The organism is Sphingopyxis sp., from assembly GCF_965227415.1.
Classification (GTDB): Bacteria; Pseudomonadota; Alphaproteobacteria; order Sphingomonadales; family Sphingomonadaceae; genus Sphingopyxis.
The window spans coordinates 71,030-91,473 of the sequence record NZ_OZ245749.1; the positions used below are offsets into that span (position 1 = coordinate 71,030).

Below are 20,444 nucleotides of genomic sequence, written 5' to 3' on the forward strand. Positions count from 1 at the left end.
CGGTTGCGGGGTGAACCCTAAGCAGCAGCGGGGGAGGCGGCAAGGGTGCTCGTCGGTCTCAGTAGGGCTTTGGTCGAAGCGTCGGTCAGGCGGCCGCGTAGATCGCGGGCCGGTAACGCGGCGGAGGGATGTCGAAACCCTTTTCGCGCGCTACTTCCAGCCAGCCATCGATAGCGTCCTGGACGTTCGCGATCGCTGCTTCGCGGGTATCGCCGTGCGCCGAGCAGGGGCGCAGATCGGGGACATCTGCAATCCAGCAGTTGTCCTCCACGGACCAGAACAGGTTGATATGGTAGTGTGGTTCGTTCACTCGCCGAGTTTTAGCCCATATTGCTCGACCAGTTCAAGCAATTCACGGACCTGATAGCGTTTGGCGTCCTTGCCATCGGGTTGAACGGGAAAGGGTCGCGGAATAGCTGAGTGTACGTACAGGCGGTGACTGCCGTTGGTCCTTACATGCTCGAAGCCCAATGCGTTTAGCAATGCTTCAAAATCCCGAAAGCTAATCGAGCGGTTCGCTGACTGAAGCAGTTGGACATAGAGCTTGGCAGGCTTGACCATCAGGGTTCAACTCGACCGAACGGTGCAAACTTTGTCATGGATCCGTCCGCCATCATTTCCGAAACTCGTCCAAGCGAAGCCATTCACTATCCGTCGGGCGCTTGGCGTACCAGAAGTTCCAACCGTTTACCTTTGTTCCTGAAATCGCTCCCGCAGCTTCGGATGGGCTCTGTCGCTTTACCCCATGGCGATCGATCCACACCTCGTTTTTGATTTCGGCGTGAAAAGTTGATCCCTTGTAGGTCGCGCGAAATTTAGTGCCCTCGGGAAAGAACACGTTGCCTATCCAGGATCCAGGCCCGGCGGGCGAGATTCCATCCTTAAGAACTGCCAAGATAGTGAATGGTTTTGGTAAAACCTGATCTTTCTGATCGGCTGTACCCGTAGAAATGTCCGCTAGGGTGAGGATTCTGCGAAGAACATGGGAATGAGTATCCGCCTCGGACCGCCAAAGCAGCGTCAAAGCCTTATAAACATCAAAATCGACATCGATCTGCACAATCTATCCTTTCTCAATAATCTACCGGAGAAAAAATAGATGCCAAGGATTGACTACCGCCCCCACTTCGTCTTGCTCGACTTCCCGAACCGCCCCTTGCGGGTGCCTGGCTTGCCTTCATTCGAACGGCCGACGCGCGGCGCGACCTGCTCGCCTGCCGGCAGGCCCAGCTCGTCGGCCTCCAGCTTGCGGATTTCGTCGCGGAGCCGCCCGGCTTCCTCGAACTCCAGGTCTGCGGCGGCGTCGCGCATCCTCTTTTCCAGATCCTGGATATAGGCGCGGAGATTGTGCCCGACCATGTGCGCCGGCTTGTCCTCGCCGATGTCGATCGTCACCTGATCCTTCGACGCGACATGCGCGATGATGTCGCCGATATTGCGCTTGATCGTCGTCGGGGTGATGCCGTGCTCGACATTATACTCGGTCTGCTTTTCGCGGCGGCGGTCGGTTTCGCGCATCGCGCGTTCCATGCTGCCGGTGATGCGGTCCGCGTAGAGAATGACGCGCCCGTCGACGTTGCGCGCCGCGCGGCCGATCGTCTGGACCAGGCTGGTTTCGCTGCGCAGAAACCCTTCCTTGTCGGCATCGAGGATCGCGACCAGCCCGCATTCGGGAATGTCGAGCCCTTCGCGCAGCAGGTTGATCCCGACGAGCACGTCGAACACGCCGAGCCGCAGGTCGCGGATGATCTCGATGCGCTCCAGCGTTTCGACGTCGGAGTGCATGTACCGAACCTTCAGCCCCGCTTCGTGGAGGAATTCGGTCAGATCCTCGGCCATTCGTTTGGTCAGCGTCGTCACCAGCGTGCGATAGCCCGCCGCAGCGGTCTTTTTCGCTTCGGCGATCAGGTCGTCGACCTGTTCCTCGACCGGCTTGATCTCGACCGGCGGGTCGATCAGTCCGGTGGGGCGGATCACCTGTTCGGCAAAGACGCCCTGCGTGCGGTCCATCTCCCACGTTCCCGGCGTCGCCGAGACGCTGACCGTCTGCGGGCGCATCAGGTCCCATTCGGCAAAGCGCAGCGGCCGGTTGTCGATACAGCTCGGCAAGCGAAAGCCATATTCGGCGAGCGTGATCTTGCGGCGATGATCGCCCTTCGACATCGCGCCGATCTGCGGAATCGTCTGGTGGCTTTCATCGACGAACAACAGGGCATTGTCGGGCAGATATTCGAACAGGGTGGGGGGCGGCTCGCCGGGCAGGCGGCCGGTCAGAAAGCGGCTGTAATTCTCGATCCCCGCGCAGCTGCCCGTCGCGGCGATCATTTCGAGGTCGAAATTGGTGCGCTGTTCCAGCCGCTGCGCTTCGAGCAGGCGGCCCTCGGCTTCGAGTTCCTTCAGCCGCTCGGCCAGTTCATGCTTGATCGCCTCCGACGCCTGTTTCAGCGTCGGCCCCGGGGTCACATAGTGGCTGTTCGCATAGACGCGGACATAGTTGAGGTTCGCGATCTTCTTGCCGGTCAGCGGGTCGAATTCGGTGATCTCTTCGATCTCGTCGCCGAAGAAACTGATGCGCCACGCCATATCCTCATAGTGCGAGGGGAATATTTCCAGGCTGTCGCCGCGAACGCGGAAATTGCCGCGAGCAAATGCCTGGTCGTTGCGTTTGTACTGGAGCGCGACGAGCTTGCGGATGATCTCGCGATTGTCGGCGACCTGGCCTTTCTTGAGGTCGAAGATCATCGCCGAATAGGTCTCGACCGACCCGATGCCATACAGGCACGACACCGATGCGACGATGATCACATCGTCGCGTTCGAGCAGCGCGCGCGTCGCCGAATGGCGCATGCGGTCGATCGCCTCGTTTACCGAGCTTTCCTTCTCGATATAGGTGTCCGACCGCGGCACATAGGCCTCGGGCTGGTAATAGTCGTAATAGCTGACGAAATATTCGACCGCATTGTTGGGGAAGAAGCTCTTGAATTCGCCATAGAGCTGCGCCGCGAGAATCTTGTTCGGGGCGAGGATCAGGGCAGGGCGCTGCAACTCGTCGATGACCTTCGCCATGGTGAAGGTCTTGCCCGATCCGGTGACGCCGAGCAGCACCTGGTCGCGCTCGCCATCGAGCGCCGTCGTGACCAGTTCCTTGATCGCGGTCGGCTGGTCGCCGGCTGGCTCATACTCGCTAACCAGTTCAAATCGTTTGCCGCCTTCGACCTTTTCGGGGCGCGAAGGTCTATGCGGAACATAGGCCTCGCTGGTGTCGATTTCGTCGAGCGATGTGCGAATCTGGATTGCCATTGGTGCCAATATGGTATCGATGGGGTGGGCGCACAATCGCAATGAATCACAAGAATATATCGGCAGTGAGTCACAGGAGACAGGGCATGAAAAACTTTATCGCAATCGCCGCGCTGGGCGTCGCCTTGGCGACCGCGGGCTGTAGCAAGGCCGAAAACGCCGGCGGCACCGTCAAGCGCGAAGCCGGCAACTGGAAAACCGACGTCAAGCTGGTGAAATTCGAAGTCCCCGGCATGCCGCCCGAAATGAAGGACGGCATGGCGAAGATGATGGAAGGCGCCAGCGGCATGGACCAGTGCTTCACGCAGGAGCAGGTCGACAAGGAAGATATCGCGTCCGAACTCGCCAAGGGTCCGGGTAACGGCGGCGAATGCACATGGACCAAAAAAGAAGTCAGCGGCGGCAAGATCGACGTCGCCGGCACCTGCAAGGCGAACGGCCAAACGGTCGACATGGCGATGGCCGGCACGATGGAAGCCAAGAAAACCGACGTGACGATCACGACCAAGGGCAAGATGCCGACCGGTCAGGGCGACATGGAAATGGTGCTGCAGATGACCAGCACCCACACCGGCCCCTGCAAGGAAGGCGCGGCGACGACCAAGAGCTGAGGCTCGCATCGCTGGGTAATCGGAAAGGGCGTCGGTGCAAACCGGCGCCCTTTCTTTTTGAGGGAGGAAGAGGATGCTCGGTTATATCACGATGGGAACCGACGATCTGGATCGTGCGCGCGAATTTTATTCGAACCTGCTCGGGACGATCGGTGCCAGCGAATTGATGCGTATGTCGGACACCGAAGCGAACGGCTTCACTCTGTACGGCCTCGGCTGGGGGCAACCCGGAATCGCAGTGACGCGGCCCTATGACGGCCAGCCGACCGATCGCGGCAACGGCCATATGGCGGCGATCGTCGTCGATGAACGCGCCAAGGTCGATGCGCTCCACGCCAAGGCCGTCGAACTCGGCGGCAGCTGCGAAGGCGCGCCGGGCGTGCGTGGTGACGAAGGCGAACAGGCATTTTACGCCAGCTATTTCCGCGATCCCGACGGCAACAAGCTGTGCGCCTTCCGCATCGGGCCGGCGTAAGTCGAAGTTGGGGGGCGCGCGAGAGACAGCGGACTTGCCGGACAGGGTGTAGGTGGGGCTACAATCCTGTCCGGCGAAGTCACTGTTTATGAGGGCGGCAGATGGATCGAAGTGTGCCAGGGACCAGCTCGCACCCTTCGGTCTGTCGACCTCAATCGTCCAACCCGGGCATATGCCCAACCCGGACCACGACCGCACAAGGCAGGTCGCGACGGTGGGACTTTCCCACGCTGTTCGGAAAGAGGACAGTTACATGGGGTCACGTCGCGGGGTGTAGCAGAACGGACACCCTTTCTTAACCAATGACCCCTGATTTTCAGGCGATTTTGCGCAGAGATGCCATTTTGTGATAAGGTCGCGGTCGCCTGTTACCGTTACTTGGTCGTAATATCGGTGGCCGTGCCCGTCGATTGGCGTATCTACCGCCCCGCCACGTCAGAGGGCATTAGAGGGTTGCATGGACCGCATTAGAGTGAGCGACACATCGGACACCGGCGAAACCGACCGGATTATTGCGGACGAGTTCGCACGACTCTTGGCGTCGCCGATGTTCACGCGCTCGCCGGTGTTGTCGCGGTTGCTGCAATTTCTGGTCGAACATCGCCTGCGCGGCGGCCGCAGTGCGCCCAAGGCCTATGCGATCGCGACCGAGGCGCTTGGCCGCAACGCCGATTTCGATCCCGCGGTCGACAGCTATCCGCGGGTCATGGTCGGACGGCTCAGGACATTGCTCGACCGCTATTATGCCGAAACCGCGTGGGTGCACCGGCTGCGCGTCCCGCAGGGCAGTTACGAGATCGTCGTCCAGCATCGCACGTCGCCGCCGGGGCGATCGGCGCCGGAGGCCGACGGCGATTCCGACGCCGATCCCGCCGAAGCGGCCGCGTCCGGAGAGGTGACGTCATCGCGTCACGTCGCGCTGGTGTCGCCGGCGAAAAAGCCGCGAACGCGATATTGGGTAACGGCGCTGTTGCTGGTCGCGCTGCTTGTTGCCGGCGGTTGGTGGCTCGCCAACAACCGCGAGCGCTTTTTCGGCAAGGCGCCCGTCGCGATCCCGCTTCTGGAAGTCAGCGCGCCGCTGGCAGGCGAAACGGCGCCCTCGCGCGCGCTCGCTCGCGGGCTCGATGGCCGCTTGCGCGACGGGCTGCGGCGTTTCGATCTGGTCGATCTGCGCAGCGCGCGGGCGCCCGCCAACAGCCCCGTGGCCGATCGCGCCGACTATCGCCTCGACGTGTCGATCGTGCGGCAGCTGGAGGGGGAGGTTGCCGAAGTCACGCTCGTGCTCAATCGCGTCGCCGACCAGCGCACCATCTGGTCGCAGCAGTTTCACCTCGAAGGCAAAGAGATGCCGGGCTTCGAGGCGGTCGATACGGCGATCGCGCAGATCGCCGGCGACTATGGCGTCATCGTTCGCGACCAGATCCAGCGCCAGCCCGACAATTTCGCGCCCGGCTTCGCCTGTCTCGCGCAGTTCAACCGGATGCGGCAGATGCGCAACGTGACCAACGCGCGCCAGATCGACGCGTGCTTGCGCGCGACGCTCGATCGCGATCCGAACGATCCCGTCGCGCTGAACGCCTTGTCGTTGCTGCGGTTCGGCGACTGGCAGCCGCTGCGCGGTACGCCGGGCGGCGTTGCCGCTTTTGCCGAGGCGCGCTCGCTTGCCGAACGCGCTTATGAGGATGGGTCGGAAACCGCGGCGGGACAGTTCGCCATGGCGCGCGCCAATTTCTACACCGGCAATTGCGCTGGCGGCGTCGCGATGGGCGACGCGGCGGCGCGGCTTAACCCCTATGACGCCGATATCGCGGGCTTCCTCGGCCTCTTCAAGCTCGCGTGCAACCAGCGCGAGGAAGGCACCGCGCTGTTGCAGCGCTCGCTCGATCTGGATTCGTCCTATCCGGGCGTCCCTGCCGTGACGCTGGCGTTCATCCGGTCGCAGGGCGGCGATCAGGATATGGCGATGGCAATTCTCGACCGCGTCCCGTCGGCGAGCGCCCGCGAACCGCAATTCCTGATGGTTCGGGCGATCGTGCTCGCGCGGCAGGGCAAAGTGGCCGAAGCCAGAGCGCTTTGGCAGCGGCTCGTCGCCTATACGAAGCAGCCCCCGGGCGCGCCGCCCGAAATGGTGCTGCGCCAGTTCATCATCACCCCAGCGGTGATCCAGCGGTCGTCCGCGGCGCTCCGCGAATCGGGTGTGGTTCCCGCGGCCTCGGCCCCGTCACGGGCACCCTGACGTCGCGAGTCCCTTGACGGGCTCGGCAACGACGGCGAGGTTCGCGCGATGGCACCTGGCTTTGCTCTTTTCCTGTTCACTTCGATAGCGCCGCCACCCGCGGCCGTCGCCGTGCATTTCGACCGCGACGGTCAGGTCGAGACGCGCGTGGTGGAGGGGCTCGCCGACCCCGGGAACGGCCGCGCGTTGACGCCCGACGATCCGGTGCGCGTCGCGTCGGTGTCGAAACTCGTCGTCGCGCTCGGCGTGATGCGGCTGGTCGAGGCGGGCACGCTCGACCTCGATCGCGACGTTTCGGACTATCTCGGCTGGACGTTGCGTCATCCCGCTTATCCCGACCGGCCCGTCACGCTGGCGCAATTGCTCGGCCATCGTTCGGGCCTGACCGACAATATCGATTATGCGCTGCCGCTGGATTCCGATCTCGAGGTCGAGCTGGCCCGGCGTGCGGCATGGGACGACGCCCGTCCGCCAGGCGGCGATTTCGCTTATGCCAATCTGAATCTCCCCGTCGTCGCTGCCGTGGTCGAGGGCGCGACCGGCGAGCGGTTCGATCAGGCGATGACGCGCCTCGTGTTCCGCCCGCTCGGCCTTGATGCCTGCTTCAACTGGCCGACGTGCAGCGACGCCGCGGTCGCCCGCGCCGTCGTTCTCCGCGATGCCGGCGGAGCGGTGGTACGCGACGATCTGCGCGGCAAGCGCCCCGACTGCCCGGTGGTCCCGGCGTCCGACGGCAGCTGCGATCTGCCGCGCTATCGTCTCGCGCATCATGGCGCGGGTTTCAGCCCGCAAGGCGGCTTGCGCATCTCGGCGAACGGCCTCGCGCGGATCGGCATCATGCTGCTTCGCCGCGGCGAGGCTTTCCTGAAGCCCGAAAGCCTCGCGCGGCTCGAGGCAATGGCCCCCGTCCATCCGACCAGCGGCGAGGGGACCGGCGGCTTTTTCTGTGAATATGGCGTCGCGATGCACAGCACGGGCGGTCCGGCGCTTGCCGACGCGGCGTGCCGCGACGACCTTTTCGGTGACGGTCGGCTGCGGCTCGGCCATTCGGGCGATGCCTATGGTTTGCGATCGGGATTATGGTTCGATCTTGAAGCAGGCGATGGCATTGCCTATTTCACTACCCAGGTGCCGGAGGGGCAGAAAGGGATACGGTCGGCCTATAGCAGTGCAGAGGAAGCTTTGGTCGACGCGGCGCACCGCCGATCGACCGATGCCAGCCCTCTTGCCAGCCCTGCCGCCGCGCACTAGGGCAATTTTCAACATTCACGACATAGTCAGAAAAAAGGAACTGTGCATGAGCGATTCGGCCGAAAAGGTTAAAAAGATCGTCGTCGAACACCTGGGCGTCGAAGCCGACAAGGTCACTGAAGAAGCAAGCTTCATCGACGATCTGGGCGCGGACAGCCTCGACATCGTCGAACTGGTGATGGCGTTCGAAGAAGAATTCGGTGTCGAGATTCCCGACGACGCGGCGGAAAAGATCGCCACCGTCAAGGACGCGATCGACTATATCGAAGCGAACAAGGGCTAATCGGCCCAGGTCCGGCATAGCCGGACGCGGCGGCGACGCCGCCCACGCGTTTCCGGCTTCCCGGTCCAGGGCTTATGCGCTGTGACCGGGAAGCTTTTTTCTTGGGACGCGTAGGTACAGACGATACGGTCGCCTGCGGGGGCAGGGCCGACGAAAGGAATGACTATGCGCCGGGTTGTGGTGACGGGTTTGGGTTTGGTGACGCCGCTGGGCGCCGATGTGGAAACCACCTGGAAAAATCTGATCGCCGGCAAATCGGGCGCGGGTCCGATCACCCATTTCGACGCCTCGGACCAGAAATGCACGATCGCGTGCGAGGTCAAGGGTCCCGACCATGAATATGGCTTCGATCCCGGCAAGCGCGTCGATCACAAGGTCCAGCGCCAGGTCGATCCCTTCATCATCTTCGGCATCGACGCCGCGGGTCAGGCGCTCGAAGACGCCGGCCTGACCGACCTGACCGAAGAGCAGAAGGTTCGTGCCGGCTGCTCGATCGGTTCGGGCATCGGCGGCCTGCCGGGCATTGAAAGCGAAAGCCTGCTGCTCGCTGAAAAAGGCCCTGGCCGCGTCAGCCCGCATTTCGTCCATGGCCGCCTGATCAACCTGATCTCGGGCCAGGTCAGCATCAAATATGGCCTCAAAGGTCCGAACCACGCCGTGGTCACCGCTTGCTCGACCGGCGCGCATTCGATCGGCGATGCGGCGCGGATGATCAAGGACGACGACGCCGACATCATGCTTGCGGGCGGCGCCGAGGCGACGATCTGCCCGATCGGCATCGCCGGCTTCGCACAGGCGCGCGCGCTCAATATGACCTATAACGACCGTCCCGAACAGGCGAGCCGTCCGTATGACAAGGACCGCGACGGCTTTGTGATGGGCGAGGGCGCGGGTGTGGTGGTGCTCGAGGAATATGAGCATGCCAAGGCGCGCGGCGCCAAAATCTATGCCGAAGTCGTCGGCTACGGCCTGTCGGGCGACGCCTATCACGTCACCGCGCCCGATCCCGAAATGGACGGGGCGTTCCGCTCGATGCAGGCGGCGCTCAAAAAGGCCGGCATGACCCCCAACGACATCGACTATATCAATGCGCACGGCACATCGACGATGGCCGACACGATCGAGCTTGGCGCAGTGAAACGCCTGTTCGGCGACGCGATGGACCATGTCTCGATGAGCTCGACGAAGTCGGCGATCGGCCATTTGCTCGGCGGCGCCGGTGCCGTCGAGACGATCTTCTGCATCCTTGCGATCCGCGACCAGATCGTCCCGCCGACGCTCAACCTCGACAATCCCGACGAAGGCACCGAAGGCGTCGACCTTGTCCCGAAGGTCGCGAAAAAGCGCAAGGTCCGCGCGGCGCTCAACAACAGCTTCGGCTTCGGCGGTACCAACGCCAGCCTGATCATCAAAGCGGTCGAGACCTGATTTTTCGTCGGCCCCGCGAGCGCGGGGATCCAGCGGCGGCTTTGAGGCCTATCCGGACGACGGCGGAATTCGCGCCTTCGCGGGAAAGACGGGAGTAGGAAGTTCGTGTTCCGCTGGCTGACGATCGCAATCCTGGCGCTTGCGCTCACCGCTTGCTCGGGCGGCGCGCCGCGCGACACTGTCGTCGTCATCCCGCCGGGTTCGAGCATCGCCAAAGCGGGCGAAATCCTCGAAAAGGCGGGGGCTGTCTCGTCGGCGTCGAGCTTTCGCAACCATGCGCGCTTCTTTGGCGGCGACGATCCGATCAAGCCCGGCGAATATGAAATCGAAAAGGGGATGGGCGCTGGTGCCATCCTGGGTCTGTTGCAATCGGGCAAGACGATCCAGCGTCTCGTGATGATTCCGCAGGGGATGCCATCGATCATGGTCTGGGACCGGTTGATGGCCGAGCCGCGGTTGAAGGGGGACATCCCCGTACCGGCCGAGGGCAGCATCCTGCCCGACAGCTATGCCTTCACGACCGGCGAGACGCGCGCTGCAGTGGTGAAGCGCATGCAGGCGGCGATGACCGGAGCATTCGACGAACTATGGGCGAAGCGCAGCCCGCGCACTGCGGCCAAGGACCGCAACGAGGCGATCACGCTTGCCTCGATCGTCGAAAAGGAAACCGGCGTGGCTGCCGAGCGGCGAACCGTCGCGGGCGTCTACACCAACCGTCTGGCGGTCGGCATGAAGCTTCAGGCCGACCCGACGATCATTTATCCGATCACGAAAGGCAAGCCGCTCGGCCGCCGCATCCTGCGCTCCGAAATCCTCGCGGTGAACGACTATAACACCTACAGCATGATCGGCCTGCCCAAGGGGCCGATCGCCAACCCCGGCAAGGCATCGATCGCCGCGGTGCTCGATCCCGAAGCGAACGACTATCTGTTTTTCGTCGCCAAGGGCGACGGCGGCCATGCGTTCGCGCGGACCCTGTCCGAACATAATGCCAATGTGCAGAAATGGTACCAGCTGAGGCGTGACCGGGGCGAGATAGAATAGGCCCCGCGCGGGCGACGAGGAGAGGTGAGATGACGGCCAAACTCTTCCTGCACGGTGTGCCCGACAGCCCCGCGATCTGGCGACCGCTGCTCGCGGCGCTCGCCCTCGGCGACACGCCGGTCGCGGTTCCGGCGCTGCCGGGCTTTACCGGCCCGCTCCCGGCCGGCTTTCCCGCCACCAAGGAAGCCTATGCCGACTGGGCCATCGCGCAGGCCGAGGCGCTGTTCGCCGTCTACGGCCCGATCGATATCGTCGGGCACGACTGGGGCGCGCTGATCGCGCAGCGCGCGGCGATGCTGCGTCCCGACCTGTTCCGCAGCTGGGCCGTCTCGAATGCCGTGATCGATCCCGACTATCGTGGCCACCGCATCGCGCGCATCTGGAACACGCCGATCCTCGGCGAAATCTTCATGGCGCTCAGCAAGCCGGCGGCGCTCGCCAAAGGACTGGCCGAACAAGGCATGCCCGTCGACATTGCCGAAGAAGAAGCCGCGCAATGGGCGAGCAAGGACAAGCGACGCGCGATCCTGAAACTCTATCGCTCGGCCAGGGGGCTCAGCTTCGAGCATGACTGGGCGCGCGACATCGGCAAGCTGCCCGCAAACGGCGCCTTGATCTGGGGCGAGGGCGATCCTTATGTCGAACTCTCGGTCGCGCAGCGCTTCGCCAAGCGCACCGCGACTCCGCTCACGGTGATCGAGGGGGCGGGGCATTGGGCCATCGCCGAGCGTCCCGCCGAGGTTGCGGCCGCGCTCCATGGCTTCTGGAATGCGCTCTAAGCGACGGAATTTGCGGAGTCATCGCCAGGGGCGATCATAGTGACCCATTTAATCGATTGGATTGCATAACCGATGTGGCGCAGGGACTCAGGCAACGAGACAGGGTGTCCCATGGACGGCGGCGAGCTCCCCGCAACCGCGCCGTCCTTCCCCTATCGCGCATGGTGACCCGGGCCTTCCCCCCTCCCTCCCGGGCCGCTGGCGCCGCGCCCATCATTCTCACTGGAACGATGGGTGCGGCAGACCAGCGCTTTTTCGATGCGCTGCGCGCCGCGCATTATCCGCCCGAACGCAATTATCTGGCGGCGCATATCACGCTTTTCCATCAGCTCCCGCCGTCGTGCCTCGGCGAACTCGAACGGCTGGTCGCGGCGATCGCAAAGGACACGCCAGCCCCGGACGCGGCGCTGCGCGAGGTCTATTCGCTCGGCCGCGGCGTCGCCTTCCGCATCGACAGCCCCGAACTGCTGGCGATCCGTGCGCGCATCGCCGATCATTTTCACGGCCTCCTGAGCGCGCAGGACCAGGGGACGCCGCGCCTCCACATCACGGTTCAGAACAAGGTGACGGGGCCGGAGTCGCGCGCGCTTGCCAACGAGCTGGCGCAAAGCTTTCAACCGCGGCCCTTGGCGATCACCGGACTCGCCGCGCATCATTATCTCGGCGGCCCATGGGAACCGGCCTTCACACGCCCGTTTCGCGCGCTTCGCCGATGAGGGCGCGGCCGTTGATATGGGAAAGTTTTGGTAGCGGAGGAGGGACTCGAACCCCCGACACGCGGATTATGATTCCGCTGCTCTAACCAGCTGAGCTACTCCGCCCCGAAAGGCCGCCGCGTGGGCGAGCCGCGCCTATAGGCAGGCTCTTGGGCGCGGTCAATATCCCACAATTGGCTAGCGCAAGATCGCCTGATAGCGGGCGTCGAGGTTGATCGCCTGTTGCTCGTCGGCCGCCGCGCGCTTGGGGTCGCCATATTTTCGCAGCAACACGCTGCGGTTGTAATAGGCGCGCGCCGACTTGGGCGCATAGCGCACCGCGGCGTCGAGATCGGCGATCGCGCGCTCGCTGTCGCCTTGGCGGTCATAGGCAAGGCCGCGGTTGAGATAGGCGGCCGACAGCCCCGGCGCGGCGGCGATCGCGGCGTCGAAGGCGTCGATCGCGCCATCCATATCGCCGTCCCACGCCTGTTTCAGACCGGCCGAAAGATGTGCGTCGGCCTGATCGCGAACGGCCTTTGCGGCCTTGTCGGCCAGCGTCTTGCACCGCGACAGCGTCCGGCTCGGATCGGCGACGGTGCAGGCGTTCCAGTCGCCGCGGCCCAAAGGCTTGCTCTTCGACAGGCGCGTCCCGGTAACGACGACGTCGCTCCCGCTGTCACGGACATTTTCGGAGGAGACGACCGACACGGCGACCGGCGTATCTTGCAGCGCTTCTTTCCGCATCTGTCCCTGCACCACGATCGGCGCCGATTGTTCGGCGCGCATGGCCGGAGGCGGCGGCGGCGGCGGCGGTGCGGGCGGCGATGCGTACCCCGCATCCAGGCGCTTGGCCTCCGGCGCAGCCGTGGCCGGAGCGGCGGGCGCGCGATCGGAACCCGCCACCGCGATTTGGGCCGGCGCCGTCGTGGTCGCGGCGCCGATCGCCGGTGCCTGGGGCGCCTCGTCCAAGGGGCGCGGCGCTTTTTCTGCCGCGCTGTCCGCAACCTGCCCCTTTGTCGGCGGTGGCAGCGGGACCGGACCCGTTCGCCACGCCAGCGGCAGGCCGACCGCGACGACCAGCGCCGCGGCTGCGAACAGGCCGGCTTGCGGGCGCTGCATCTGTTTCCACCATGGCGTGGTCGCGGGCCGCGGTGCGCGCGCAGGCAGCGCCTTGCCGTCGAAGCGCGCCATCGCTTCGCCGATCGCCGCCTCGCGGCGTTTCGGCGCGGGGGGTGGCGGGTCGGGCAGCAACGCCCTGATGTCGTCGTCGCCGATCATCGCCGCTTCCCGTGGGCCCGAAGAGGTCCGTCACGACGTCGGTCGACGGCAAGGGGGGGGGCTGAAAGGGAGGGAAGGGGCTTCGGCATGATCTGTCTTATACGCACAATTCGGCGGCGGTCGATACGGCGGCGCTTGCCTCGAAGCGCCGCCGCACCGTCCCGTTCGCGGCGATGTCGCCGCCGGGCCTCACTGGTCGAGTCTGGCCATCGCGCCCGCCGTCTTCGCGGCGCGGATCAGGTTGACCAGCTCCATGCGATAGCCAAAGTCGTCGCTACCGCGCGCGCCGCCGACGATCCGCAGCGCATCGTCATAGGTCATCGATCCGTTGTACCGCCCGCCGCGCAGCAACTCGGCGAAGGCGGCGACCCCCGCGGCAAAGCGGGCATCCTGCGGTGCATCGTCGAAACGCGCGAACTCCACGCTGCGGTTGATCGGCGTCGAAATCAGCTGGCTCGTGTCCGATTTCGGCAGCTTGTAGCGGATCTTCACAAAGCCATATTCGCCCGCGCGGCCGGCGTCCGCCATGCGCGGCGCCGGATCGGCATAGCGCAGATCGCCGATCGCGCGCGGTCCGCCGACGGGCGTGATCTCATAGATCGCGGTGACCGTCTGCCCCGACCCGACGTCGCCGGCGTCGACCTTGTCATTCTCGAAATCCTCGCGCTTCAACATCCGCGTTTCATATCCGACGAGGCGATATTCGGCGACGGTTGCGGGGTTGAACTCGACCTGGATCTTCACATCCTTGGCGATCGGGAACAGCGTCGACGTCGCTTCGTCGACCAGCGTTTTGCGCGCTTCGCTCAGCGTGTCGATATAGGCGGCGGCGCCATTGCCGTTCTGCGCGAGCGTCTGCATCAGCGCGTCGTTGTAATTGCCCATCCCGAACCCGAGCACCGACAGGAAGATGCCCTTGCCGCGCTCGCGCTCGATATAGCCCTTCAGTTCGTTCTGGTCGGTGATGCCGACGTTGAAATCGCCGTCGGTGGCCAGAATCACGCGATTGACCCCGCGCGGGTCGAGATTCTGTTCGGCCAGTGCATAGGCCTGGCGGATGCCTTCGGCGCCCGCGGTGCTGCCGCCCGCGCCGAGCTGGTCGAGCACCGCCAATATCTTGCCCTTCTGGCTCGCCGGTGTCGGCTCGAGCGCGGTGCCCGCGCTGCCCGCATAGGTGACGATCGAGACCCGGTCATTGCCGTCGAGCTGTTCGAGCAGCATCGCGAGCGACTGCTTGACCAGCGGCAGCTTGGCGGGATCGTTCATCGATCCCGACGTATCGACCAGAAAGACCAGATTCGCGCGCGGCCGCGTGGCGCGCCCGATCGCATAGCCCTTGATGCCGACGCGCACGAGTTTGCGGCCTTCGGTCCAGGGGCTCGGGAACACCGCGACATTGGTGCTGAACGGACGCTCGGCGCTTTGCGGCGCGGCATAGTCATAGGGGAAATAATTGACCAGCTCCTCGGTCCGCACCGCGGCGGGCTGGGGCAGGATATTGCGGTTCAGCGATGCGCGGACAAAGGAATAGGAGGCAGTGTCGACGTCGATCGAAAAGGTCGACACGGGTTCGTCGCGCGCGACCTTGAAGGCGTTCTGCTCGGTCGTCGTGAATTTGTCGCGGCCGACGTCCTGGTAAAAAGGCGTGGTCAGGTCGGCGCGCGGCATCGCGACGACGCTCCCGCGTACCATTTTGGCAAGCGCCGGCGGCGGGGGCGGCGGGGCAGGGGCAATGCGTTCGGAAGCGACGACCGAAATGGCGACGGGCGTATCCTGCCCATTTTCGGCGCGTCGCTGCCCGGTGACGACGATCTCGCCCAGCTCGGCCTTGTCCTTCAGTTCGGGCGTCTTGGCTGCCGAAGAGGGCGACGAAATGTCGGGCTGGTTCGATTGCGAGCAGGCCGTGACGAGCGTCATCGACAGCCCTGCGGTAAGCATCAGATGAAAACGGGACATACGAAGTCTCCCAGGTAACAGCGGCGCACAATCGCCCGCATGTTCCTGAGATGCGCCGGCGCCGGAAATCCTTGGCGGCCTCGCGATTTTTTTTTGAACAGCGCGGGCGATCAGTCGTCCGTCCCCGATACCGCGGCAAGCTGGCGGCGGACTTCGTGCATCCGCCACGACACCGTCGCTTCGGCAATGCCCAGGATTTGCGCGGCTTCGGCGTGCGTCAGCTGCTGTCCGGCGACCAGAATGGCGGTGTCGCGTAGATCGGGCTTCAGCCGCGCGATCGCGCTCTCGATCCAGATCGCGTCATAAAGGTCGCGTCCGTCGGGCGCGCGTTCCAGCCCCACCATCACGCTCAGCCGACCGGCGAAGCGCGTGAAGGCCGAGCGCCGCCGCCGAAAATCGCGGCAGGCGTTGAACACGATGCTGCACATCCAGGTGGTGAATTTCGCCTCGCCGCGGAACGCGGGCAGCTTCTCGACCAGGATGCAACAGACATCCTGCGCGATATCGTCGGCGTCGGCGCGCGATCCCGTCAATTGCCACGCGAGGCCGTGGATGCGGTCATAATGGCGTTGCAGGAGCGCGGCAAAGGCGTCGCGGTCACCGGCCATCGCCGCCGCTAAGATATCGGCATCATCGCGTTCCGCCATGCGTCAGCGCCGAATGCGCGGGGCGCGATCAAGGCTGGCGGAGGGCAGACGGGCCCTCTCCGGCCAGATGGTTCCCCCGCTTCGCGCCATTGCGAAGATTGTGCCTCAACTGGTGCGCGAAGGCCATCGCATAGTTTAGATCAGCGTCAGGGCGAAAGCCAAGGCGACGGCAAAGCTGGTCAGCGTCGCGAGCGCAACCGGGACCGTTGCCCGCCAGCCCATTTCAAGCAGCAGGTCGAGCCGCGTGCGCATCGCGGTCGCGGTCACCGCAAGCAGCAGCAGCGCCTTCGACCCGGTAAGCGCCCAGCCGCGCGCCGTCTCGGGGACCGAAAGGACGCTGTTCAGCGTGACGACCGCCAGAAATGCGACGATGAACCAGGGCAAGGCAAGGCGGCGCCAAAAGCGCGTGTCGCCGCTCTTTTCGGGCTTGAGCAACAGGCTGACCAGCGCGACGACGGGGGCGAGCAGCGCGACCCGCGCCAGCTTGACGATCGTCGCGCTCGCGCCTGCGGCATCCGAAAAGGCATAGCCGCCGCCGATCGCCTGCGCGACGTCGTGGATCGACGCGCCGATCAGGAAGCCGGCCTGCTTGTCGCCGAGCCCGAATTCGCCCGCCAGCAGCGGATAGATCGTCATCGCCAGCGCGCTGGCCAGCGAGATGCCGACCAGCGTCAGCGCGAATTGCGCCTGCGACAAGCGCTGCTTGCCGATCACGCCATACAGGGCGAGCGCCGCGCTCGCGCCGCAGATCGCCGTCGCGCCGCCCGCGAGCAGCCCCGCATAAGGCGATTGCCCCGCGATCCGCGCGCCGAGCAGGCCGGCACCCATGGTCAGCGCCATCACGACGAGCAGCGCGCCGAACGGGACCGGGCCAAGCACCGCGATCTGGGCAAAGGTCACCTGCAACCCGAGCACGACGATGCCGAGCCGCAGAAAGGTGCGCGACGCGAAGTCGAGCCCGCGATGCGTCGCGTCGTTCGCCGAGATGAAATTGAGCGACAGACCGACCAGCAGTCCGAGCAGGATGATCGGAAAACCATAATGATCGGACAGCCATGCCGCCGCCGCCGAGCCTGCGGCGCAGGCGGCAAGACCGGGAAACAGGCTGCCTTTCGGCGCCGTCCCTGCCGCAATCTGCGCAAGATGCAGTTCGCCGAACAGGTCGCCGCCGCTCGGCAGATTGTTCCAATGCGCATGGCGCATCGAAGTTCCGGAATCTCTGTCTAGCGTTGTCATAAAATCATGCCATAATCCGGGTGAGGGCAGCGACGCAAGGCCTCTCTTGCCGAAGGGTGGGCGAGACGCCTAAGCAGACAACGAAGGCCAGCAGGGGAAGCCGAGCCGTGAAGTCGAATTACCACACCGGGGCGGAGCGCAAGCGCGCATGACCCGGGCGACGATCAAGGATGTCTCGCGCGTCGCGGGCGTGTCGATCAAGACGGTCTCGCGTGTCCTCAACAAGGAACGCTATGTCAGCGACGACATGCGGCAAAAGGTCGAGGAAGCCGTCGCGCGCCTCAACTATCACCCCAGCCTCGCCGCGCGGACGCTCGCGGGCAAGCGGTCGTTCCAGATCGGGCTGATCCACGACAATCCCAGCCCCTATTATATCTTCAACATGCAGGCGGGGGTGGGGCAGCGGTGCCGCGAAGCCAATTTCCGCATGATCATCCAGCCGTGCGACGTGAATTCGCCGGGGTTGATCGACGACATCGGCGCGCTGATCGACCAGGCGCAGCTCGACGGCATCATCATGACGCCGCCGGTCACCGACGTCGGCACCGCGCTCGCCGAACTGTTCAGCCGCAAGATTCCGGTCGTGCGCGTCCAGCCGGGCACCGATTTGACCGCAACGTCGGCGGTTTACATCGACAACGTCCAGGCGGCCGACGACATGACCGCCTATCTGATTTCGCTCGGCCACCGCCGCATCGGTCTGGTCACCGGCCACGCCAATTATTTCGCGAGCGGCCAACGCCTGACCGGCTATCGGCAGGCGTTGCAGCGCGCGGGGATCGGCTTCGACGCGGCGCTGGTGTTTCCCGGCCAGTTCGATTTCCAGTCGGGTGCCGCCGCCGCCGAAGCCCTGCTTGCGCTCGACGAGCCGCCGACCGCGATCTTTGCGAGCAGCGACGAGATGGCCGCCGGCGTTCTCGCCGCCGCGCATCGTCTGGGGGTTTCGGTGCCCGATCGACTGTCGGTCGCGGGGTTCGACGACACCGACCTCGCGCAAGTCGTCTGGCCGTCGCTGACGACGATCCGCCAGCCGATCCGCGACCTCGGCTATGCCGCCGCCGACCTGCTGCTCGAATTCGGCGAAACGATCGAGCGGCGGCAATTGCCGCACGAATTGATCGTGCGCGGATCGACCGCGCCGCCGAAGGGCTGAAAAACGACCGAAAGACGACGTCCCTTTTGTCGTCATCCTGAACTTGATCCGGGATCCATGGGCTGCCGTTTCCTGCGACACGGCGCGAAAGGAGAGCTCCGGCCATGGATGCTGAAACAAGTTCAGCATGACGGGGGGCAAACGACCCATTGCAGACGATGTTGACGTGTTCCCCGGCGAAGGCGGGGGTCCAGAGCGTGCGCACGCAACGCCGGCTCTCGAACGCCCTGGGCCCCGCCTTCGCGGGGGAACACCATGGGTCGTCAGCTTCACGCTCTCGAGGGAAAGAGGCAACCGCAGCTAACGAGCGAAACTAACCGTCGCCCCCGCGAAGGCGGGGGCCGCTGTCGGTTTACGCAGCAGCGAAGGAATAGGTGGCTAGCGGCCCCCGCCTTCGCGGGGGAACGGCCGCTGCTTAACAGGTACAGACGTCGGCTTGGTCCAGGGTCGCGCTCTTTGCCGCCGTGAAGGAGACCCCGGATCAAGTCGGCAATTGTCCCAATGGGACCAGGGTGTTCCCCCGCGCAGGCGGGGGTCCAGCGTCTAAGCGAAGCGTCGAAGGGCGCCCTGCCGCGCGCGTCTGCCCTGACAGCTGGACCCCCGCCTTCGCGGGGGAGCACATATTGGCCCCATGGGACATATCCCGATCAAGCCTGCCCTGATCCTGTCGAACGGTCCGGGATGACGGAGCAAGAAAAGCCTTGTCCTTTTCGGTATGACAGCGTTATCTTATCGGTCAGACAAAAGAGACTCGGGGAGAGAGACGTGACGACAAGCGCCGACAAACGCCGCTGGCTGGTGGTCGGCCTCGTGTTCGTCGCGATCGTCCTCAACTATGTCGACCGTCAGATTCTCGCGCTGTTGAAGCCGACGCTCCAGCTCGAATTCGACTGGTCCGACCGCGATTACAGCCACATGGCCTCGGCCTTTCAGTTCGCTGCGGCGCTCGCGTTCCTAGGCACCGGCTGGTTCATCGACAAGGTCGGCCTGCGCTGGGGCTTCGCGATCGGCGTCGGGGTGTGGAGCCTCGCGGGCATGGCGCACGCCTTCGCCAGCACCGTCGAGGGCTTCGTGACCTCGCGCGCCGTCCTCGGCGCGGCGGAATCGATCGGCACCCCCGCCGCGGTGAAGACCGCCGCCACCTATTTCAACGCCAAGGAGCGAAGCTTTGTCCTCGGCCTTGGCGGCATCGCCCCGAACGTCGGTGCGATCCTGACGCCGCTGCTCATCCCGTTGATGGCGCTGATGTGGGGGTGGCAGTCGACCTTCCTGATCGCGGGCGGGCTCGGGCTGGTCTGGGTGGTCGTCTGGCTGGCCGTCCGCATTCCCGAACAGCCCAATGCCGCGCGCGACGCCGCGGCGCCGAAGATCGCCTGGGCCAGCCTGCTCCGCGACCGCCGCCAATGGGCGATCATTCTCGGCAAGGCGCTCACCGATCAGGTGTGGTGGTTTCTGCTCTTCTTCATGCCCGACCTGTTCCACCGTGTCTTTGGGCTGACGCAGGGTACACTCGGATTGCCCGTCGCTTTCGTCTATCTGATGGCGGCGCTCGGCGGCATCACCGGCGGTTTCCTGCCGTCGTACCTGATGGGTCGCCGCGGCTGGACGGTCAACGCGGCGCGCAAGACGACGATGCTGATCTATGCCTTGCTGATCCTGCCCGTGCCTTTGCTGGTCGGCGTCGACAGCGCCTGGGTCGCGGCGATGATCCTCGGCCTCGCGCTGTTCGCGCACCAGGGTTTCTCGACCAATATCTTCGGGCTCACCACCGACGTTTTCCCCGCGCGGATCGTCGGCTCGGCGATCGGGATCGGCGCCTTTGCCGGCAATCTGTCGGGCATGGCGATGATCGAGTTCGCGGGCTGGTCGCTCGATACGGGCAGGGGCTATCTGCCGATGATGCTCGTGTGCGCCTTCACCTATCTCGCCGCGCTCGCCGCGATTCACCTCATCCTGCCGCGCATCGTCGCGGTCGATGAAGAGGATGATGGCGAAGTGCAGGTGCTGGCGCATTGAACAATTGTCCGCGTCATTCCCGCTTTCGCGGGAATGACGATCGAAGAACCACC

Annotated in this window: 19 protein-coding genes and 1 tRNA gene; 11 read left to right on the forward strand and 9 right to left on the reverse strand. The window is 64.7% G+C overall.

Features of this window, described 5'->3' with window-relative positions; translation table 11 throughout:
* Positions 1-85: 85 nt before the first annotated feature.
* The 4 genes from ACO055_RS00420 to uvrB are packed head-to-tail and all read right to left on the reverse strand — an operon-like array spanning position 86 to position 3,300.
* The gene (locus ACO055_RS00420; protein WP_422060650.1) at positions 86-310 is read right to left on the reverse strand and encodes a type II toxin-antitoxin system HicB family antitoxin; all 225 of its coding nucleotides are present in this window, start codon (positions 308-310) and stop codon (positions 86-88) included.
* The gene (locus tag ACO055_RS00425) at positions 307-561 is read right to left on the reverse strand and encodes a type II toxin-antitoxin system HicA family toxin (protein WP_422060651.1); all 255 of its coding nucleotides are present in this window, start codon (positions 559-561) and stop codon (positions 307-309) included. Before ACO055_RS00425 ends, ACO055_RS00420 begins: the two co-directional genes overlap by 4 nt.
* Before the next feature lie 52 nt (positions 562-613).
* Positions 614-1,060: a hypothetical protein gene (locus ACO055_RS00430; RefSeq protein WP_422060652.1), complete on the reverse strand. Its 447-nt coding sequence runs from the start codon at positions 1,058-1,060 to the stop codon at positions 614-616.
* A 53-nt stretch (positions 1,061-1,113) separates the two neighbouring features.
* Complete coding sequence (gene uvrB, locus ACO055_RS00435; RefSeq protein ID WP_422060653.1) at positions 1,114-3,300, reverse strand: excinuclease ABC subunit UvrB; 2,187 nt, start codon at positions 3,298-3,300, stop codon at positions 1,114-1,116.
* 86 nt (positions 3,301-3,386) lie between these two features.
* On the opposite strand from uvrB, the gene ACO055_RS00440 reads away from it, so the two are divergent.
* The 9 genes from ACO055_RS00440 to ACO055_RS00480 all read left to right on the forward strand — a co-directional run bounded on the left by ACO055_RS00440 (position 3,387) and on the right by ACO055_RS00480 (position 12,123).
* Positions 3,387-3,911 carry a DUF3617 domain-containing protein gene (locus ACO055_RS00440; protein ID WP_422060654.1) on the forward strand — a complete coding sequence of 175 codons (525 nt, stop codon included), beginning with the start codon at positions 3,387-3,389 and terminating at the stop codon, positions 3,909-3,911.
* 73 nt (positions 3,912-3,984) lie between these two features.
* Positions 3,985-4,386, forward strand: a complete 402-nt coding sequence (locus ACO055_RS00445; protein WP_422060655.1) for a VOC family protein — start codon at positions 3,985-3,987, stop codon at positions 4,384-4,386.
* A gap of 472 nt (positions 4,387-4,858) precedes the next feature.
* A complete protein-coding gene (locus ACO055_RS00450; RefSeq protein ID WP_422060656.1) occupies positions 4,859-6,622 on the forward strand; it encodes a tetratricopeptide repeat protein in 1,764 nt (587 codons plus the stop codon).
* 48 nt (positions 6,623-6,670) lie between these two features.
* Positions 6,671-7,873: a serine hydrolase domain-containing protein gene (locus ACO055_RS00455; protein ID WP_422060657.1), complete on the forward strand. Its 1,203-nt coding sequence runs from the start codon at positions 6,671-6,673 to the stop codon at positions 7,871-7,873.
* Between the two features lie 46 nt (positions 7,874-7,919).
* Positions 7,920-8,156 carry an acyl carrier protein gene (locus ACO055_RS00460; RefSeq protein ID WP_003039428.1) on the forward strand — a complete coding sequence of 79 codons (237 nt, stop codon included), beginning with the start codon at positions 7,920-7,922 and terminating at the stop codon, positions 8,154-8,156.
* Positions 8,157-8,321: 165 nt separating this feature from the next.
* The gene (gene fabF / locus ACO055_RS00465; protein WP_422060658.1) at positions 8,322-9,584 is read left to right on the forward strand and encodes a beta-ketoacyl-ACP synthase II; all 1,263 of its coding nucleotides are present in this window, start codon (positions 8,322-8,324) and stop codon (positions 9,582-9,584) included.
* Positions 9,585-9,689: 105 nt separating this feature from the next.
* Positions 9,690-10,628: an endolytic transglycosylase MltG gene (gene mltG, locus ACO055_RS00470; RefSeq protein WP_422060659.1), complete on the forward strand. Its 939-nt coding sequence runs from the start codon at positions 9,690-9,692 to the stop codon at positions 10,626-10,628.
* Positions 10,629-10,657: 29 nt separating this feature from the next.
* Positions 10,658-11,407 carry an alpha/beta fold hydrolase gene (locus tag ACO055_RS00475; RefSeq protein ID WP_422060660.1) on the forward strand — a complete coding sequence of 250 codons (750 nt, stop codon included), beginning with the start codon at positions 10,658-10,660 and terminating at the stop codon, positions 11,405-11,407.
* Between the two features lie 230 nt (positions 11,408-11,637).
* On the forward strand, positions 11,638-12,123 hold the full coding sequence (locus tag ACO055_RS00480) for a 2'-5' RNA ligase family protein (RefSeq protein WP_422060661.1): 486 nt from the start codon (positions 11,638-11,640) through the stop codon (positions 12,121-12,123).
* A 28-nt stretch (positions 12,124-12,151) separates the two neighbouring features.
* Here ACO055_RS00480 and ACO055_RS00485 read toward each other — a convergent pair.
* The 5 genes from ACO055_RS00485 to ACO055_RS00505 all read right to left on the reverse strand — a co-directional run bounded on the left by ACO055_RS00485 (position 12,152) and on the right by ACO055_RS00505 (position 17,189).
* Positions 12,152-12,228 (reverse strand) — tRNA-Met (locus ACO055_RS00485).
* Positions 12,229-12,300: 72 nt separating this feature from the next.
* On the reverse strand, positions 12,301-13,383 hold the full coding sequence (locus ACO055_RS00490) for a tetratricopeptide repeat protein (RefSeq protein WP_422060662.1): 1,083 nt from the start codon (positions 13,381-13,383) through the stop codon (positions 12,301-12,303).
* A 189-nt stretch (positions 13,384-13,572) separates the two neighbouring features.
* The gene (locus ACO055_RS00495) at positions 13,573-15,339 is read right to left on the reverse strand and encodes a YfbK domain-containing protein (RefSeq protein ID WP_422060663.1); all 1,767 of its coding nucleotides are present in this window, start codon (positions 15,337-15,339) and stop codon (positions 13,573-13,575) included.
* A 110-nt stretch (positions 15,340-15,449) separates the two neighbouring features.
* A complete protein-coding gene (locus ACO055_RS00500; RefSeq protein WP_422060664.1) occupies positions 15,450-15,986 on the reverse strand; it encodes an RNA polymerase sigma factor in 537 nt (178 codons plus the stop codon).
* Positions 15,987-16,121: 135 nt separating this feature from the next.
* Entirely contained in the window at positions 16,122-17,189 is a 1,068-nt protein-coding gene (locus ACO055_RS00505) for a YeiH family protein (RefSeq protein ID WP_422060665.1), read from the reverse strand.
* A gap of 181 nt (positions 17,190-17,370) precedes the next feature.
* On the opposite strand from ACO055_RS00505, the gene ACO055_RS00510 reads away from it, so the two are divergent.
* The gene (locus tag ACO055_RS00510) at positions 17,371-18,375 is read left to right on the forward strand and encodes a LacI family DNA-binding transcriptional regulator (protein WP_422060666.1); all 1,005 of its coding nucleotides are present in this window, start codon (positions 17,371-17,373) and stop codon (positions 18,373-18,375) included.
* A 765-nt stretch (positions 18,376-19,140) separates the two neighbouring features.
* Positions 19,141-20,391, forward strand: coding sequence for an MFS transporter (locus ACO055_RS00515; protein WP_422060667.1), 1,251 nt, complete (start codon positions 19,141-19,143; stop codon positions 20,389-20,391).
* Positions 20,392-20,444 lie beyond the last annotated feature (53 nt).

Excerpts from the sequence above, each read along its gene's own strand:
- ACO055_RS00425 (WP_422060651.1), bottom strand. The coding sequence starts at position 561 with ATGGTCAAGCCTGCCAAGCTCTATGTCCAACTGCTTCAGTCAGCGAAC.
- uvrB (WP_422060653.1), bottom strand. The coding sequence starts at position 3,300 with ATGGCAATCCAGATTCGCACATCGCTCGACGAAATCGACACCAGCGAG.
- ACO055_RS00440 (WP_422060654.1), top strand. The coding sequence starts at position 3,387 with ATGAAAAACTTTATCGCAATCGCCGCGCTGGGCGTCGCCTTGGCGACC.
- ACO055_RS00445 (WP_422060655.1), top strand. The coding sequence starts at position 3,985 with ATGCTCGGTTATATCACGATGGGAACCGACGATCTGGATCGTGCGCGC.
- ACO055_RS00455 (WP_422060657.1), top strand. The coding sequence starts at position 6,671 with ATGGCACCTGGCTTTGCTCTTTTCCTGTTCACTTCGATAGCGCCGCCA.
- ACO055_RS00460 (WP_003039428.1), top strand. The coding sequence starts at position 7,920 with ATGAGCGATTCGGCCGAAAAGGTTAAAAAGATCGTCGTCGAACACCTG.
- fabF (WP_422060658.1), top strand. The coding sequence starts at position 8,322 with ATGCGCCGGGTTGTGGTGACGGGTTTGGGTTTGGTGACGCCGCTGGGC.
- ACO055_RS00475 (WP_422060660.1), top strand. The coding sequence starts at position 10,658 with ATGACGGCCAAACTCTTCCTGCACGGTGTGCCCGACAGCCCCGCGATC.
- ACO055_RS00480 (WP_422060661.1), top strand. The coding sequence starts at position 11,638 with ATGGGTGCGGCAGACCAGCGCTTTTTCGATGCGCTGCGCGCCGCGCAT.
- ACO055_RS00490 (WP_422060662.1), bottom strand. The coding sequence starts at position 13,383 with ATGATCGGCGACGACGACATCAGGGCGTTGCTGCCCGACCCGCCACCC.
- ACO055_RS00495 (WP_422060663.1), bottom strand. The coding sequence starts at position 15,339 with ATGTCCCGTTTTCATCTGATGCTTACCGCAGGGCTGTCGATGACGCTC.
- ACO055_RS00500 (WP_422060664.1), bottom strand. The coding sequence starts at position 15,986 with ATGGCGGAACGCGATGATGCCGATATCTTAGCGGCGGCGATGGCCGGT.
- ACO055_RS00505 (WP_422060665.1), bottom strand. The coding sequence starts at position 17,189 with ATGCGCCATGCGCATTGGAACAATCTGCCGAGCGGCGGCGACCTGTTC.
- ACO055_RS00510 (WP_422060666.1), top strand. The coding sequence starts at position 17,371 with ATGACCCGGGCGACGATCAAGGATGTCTCGCGCGTCGCGGGCGTGTCG.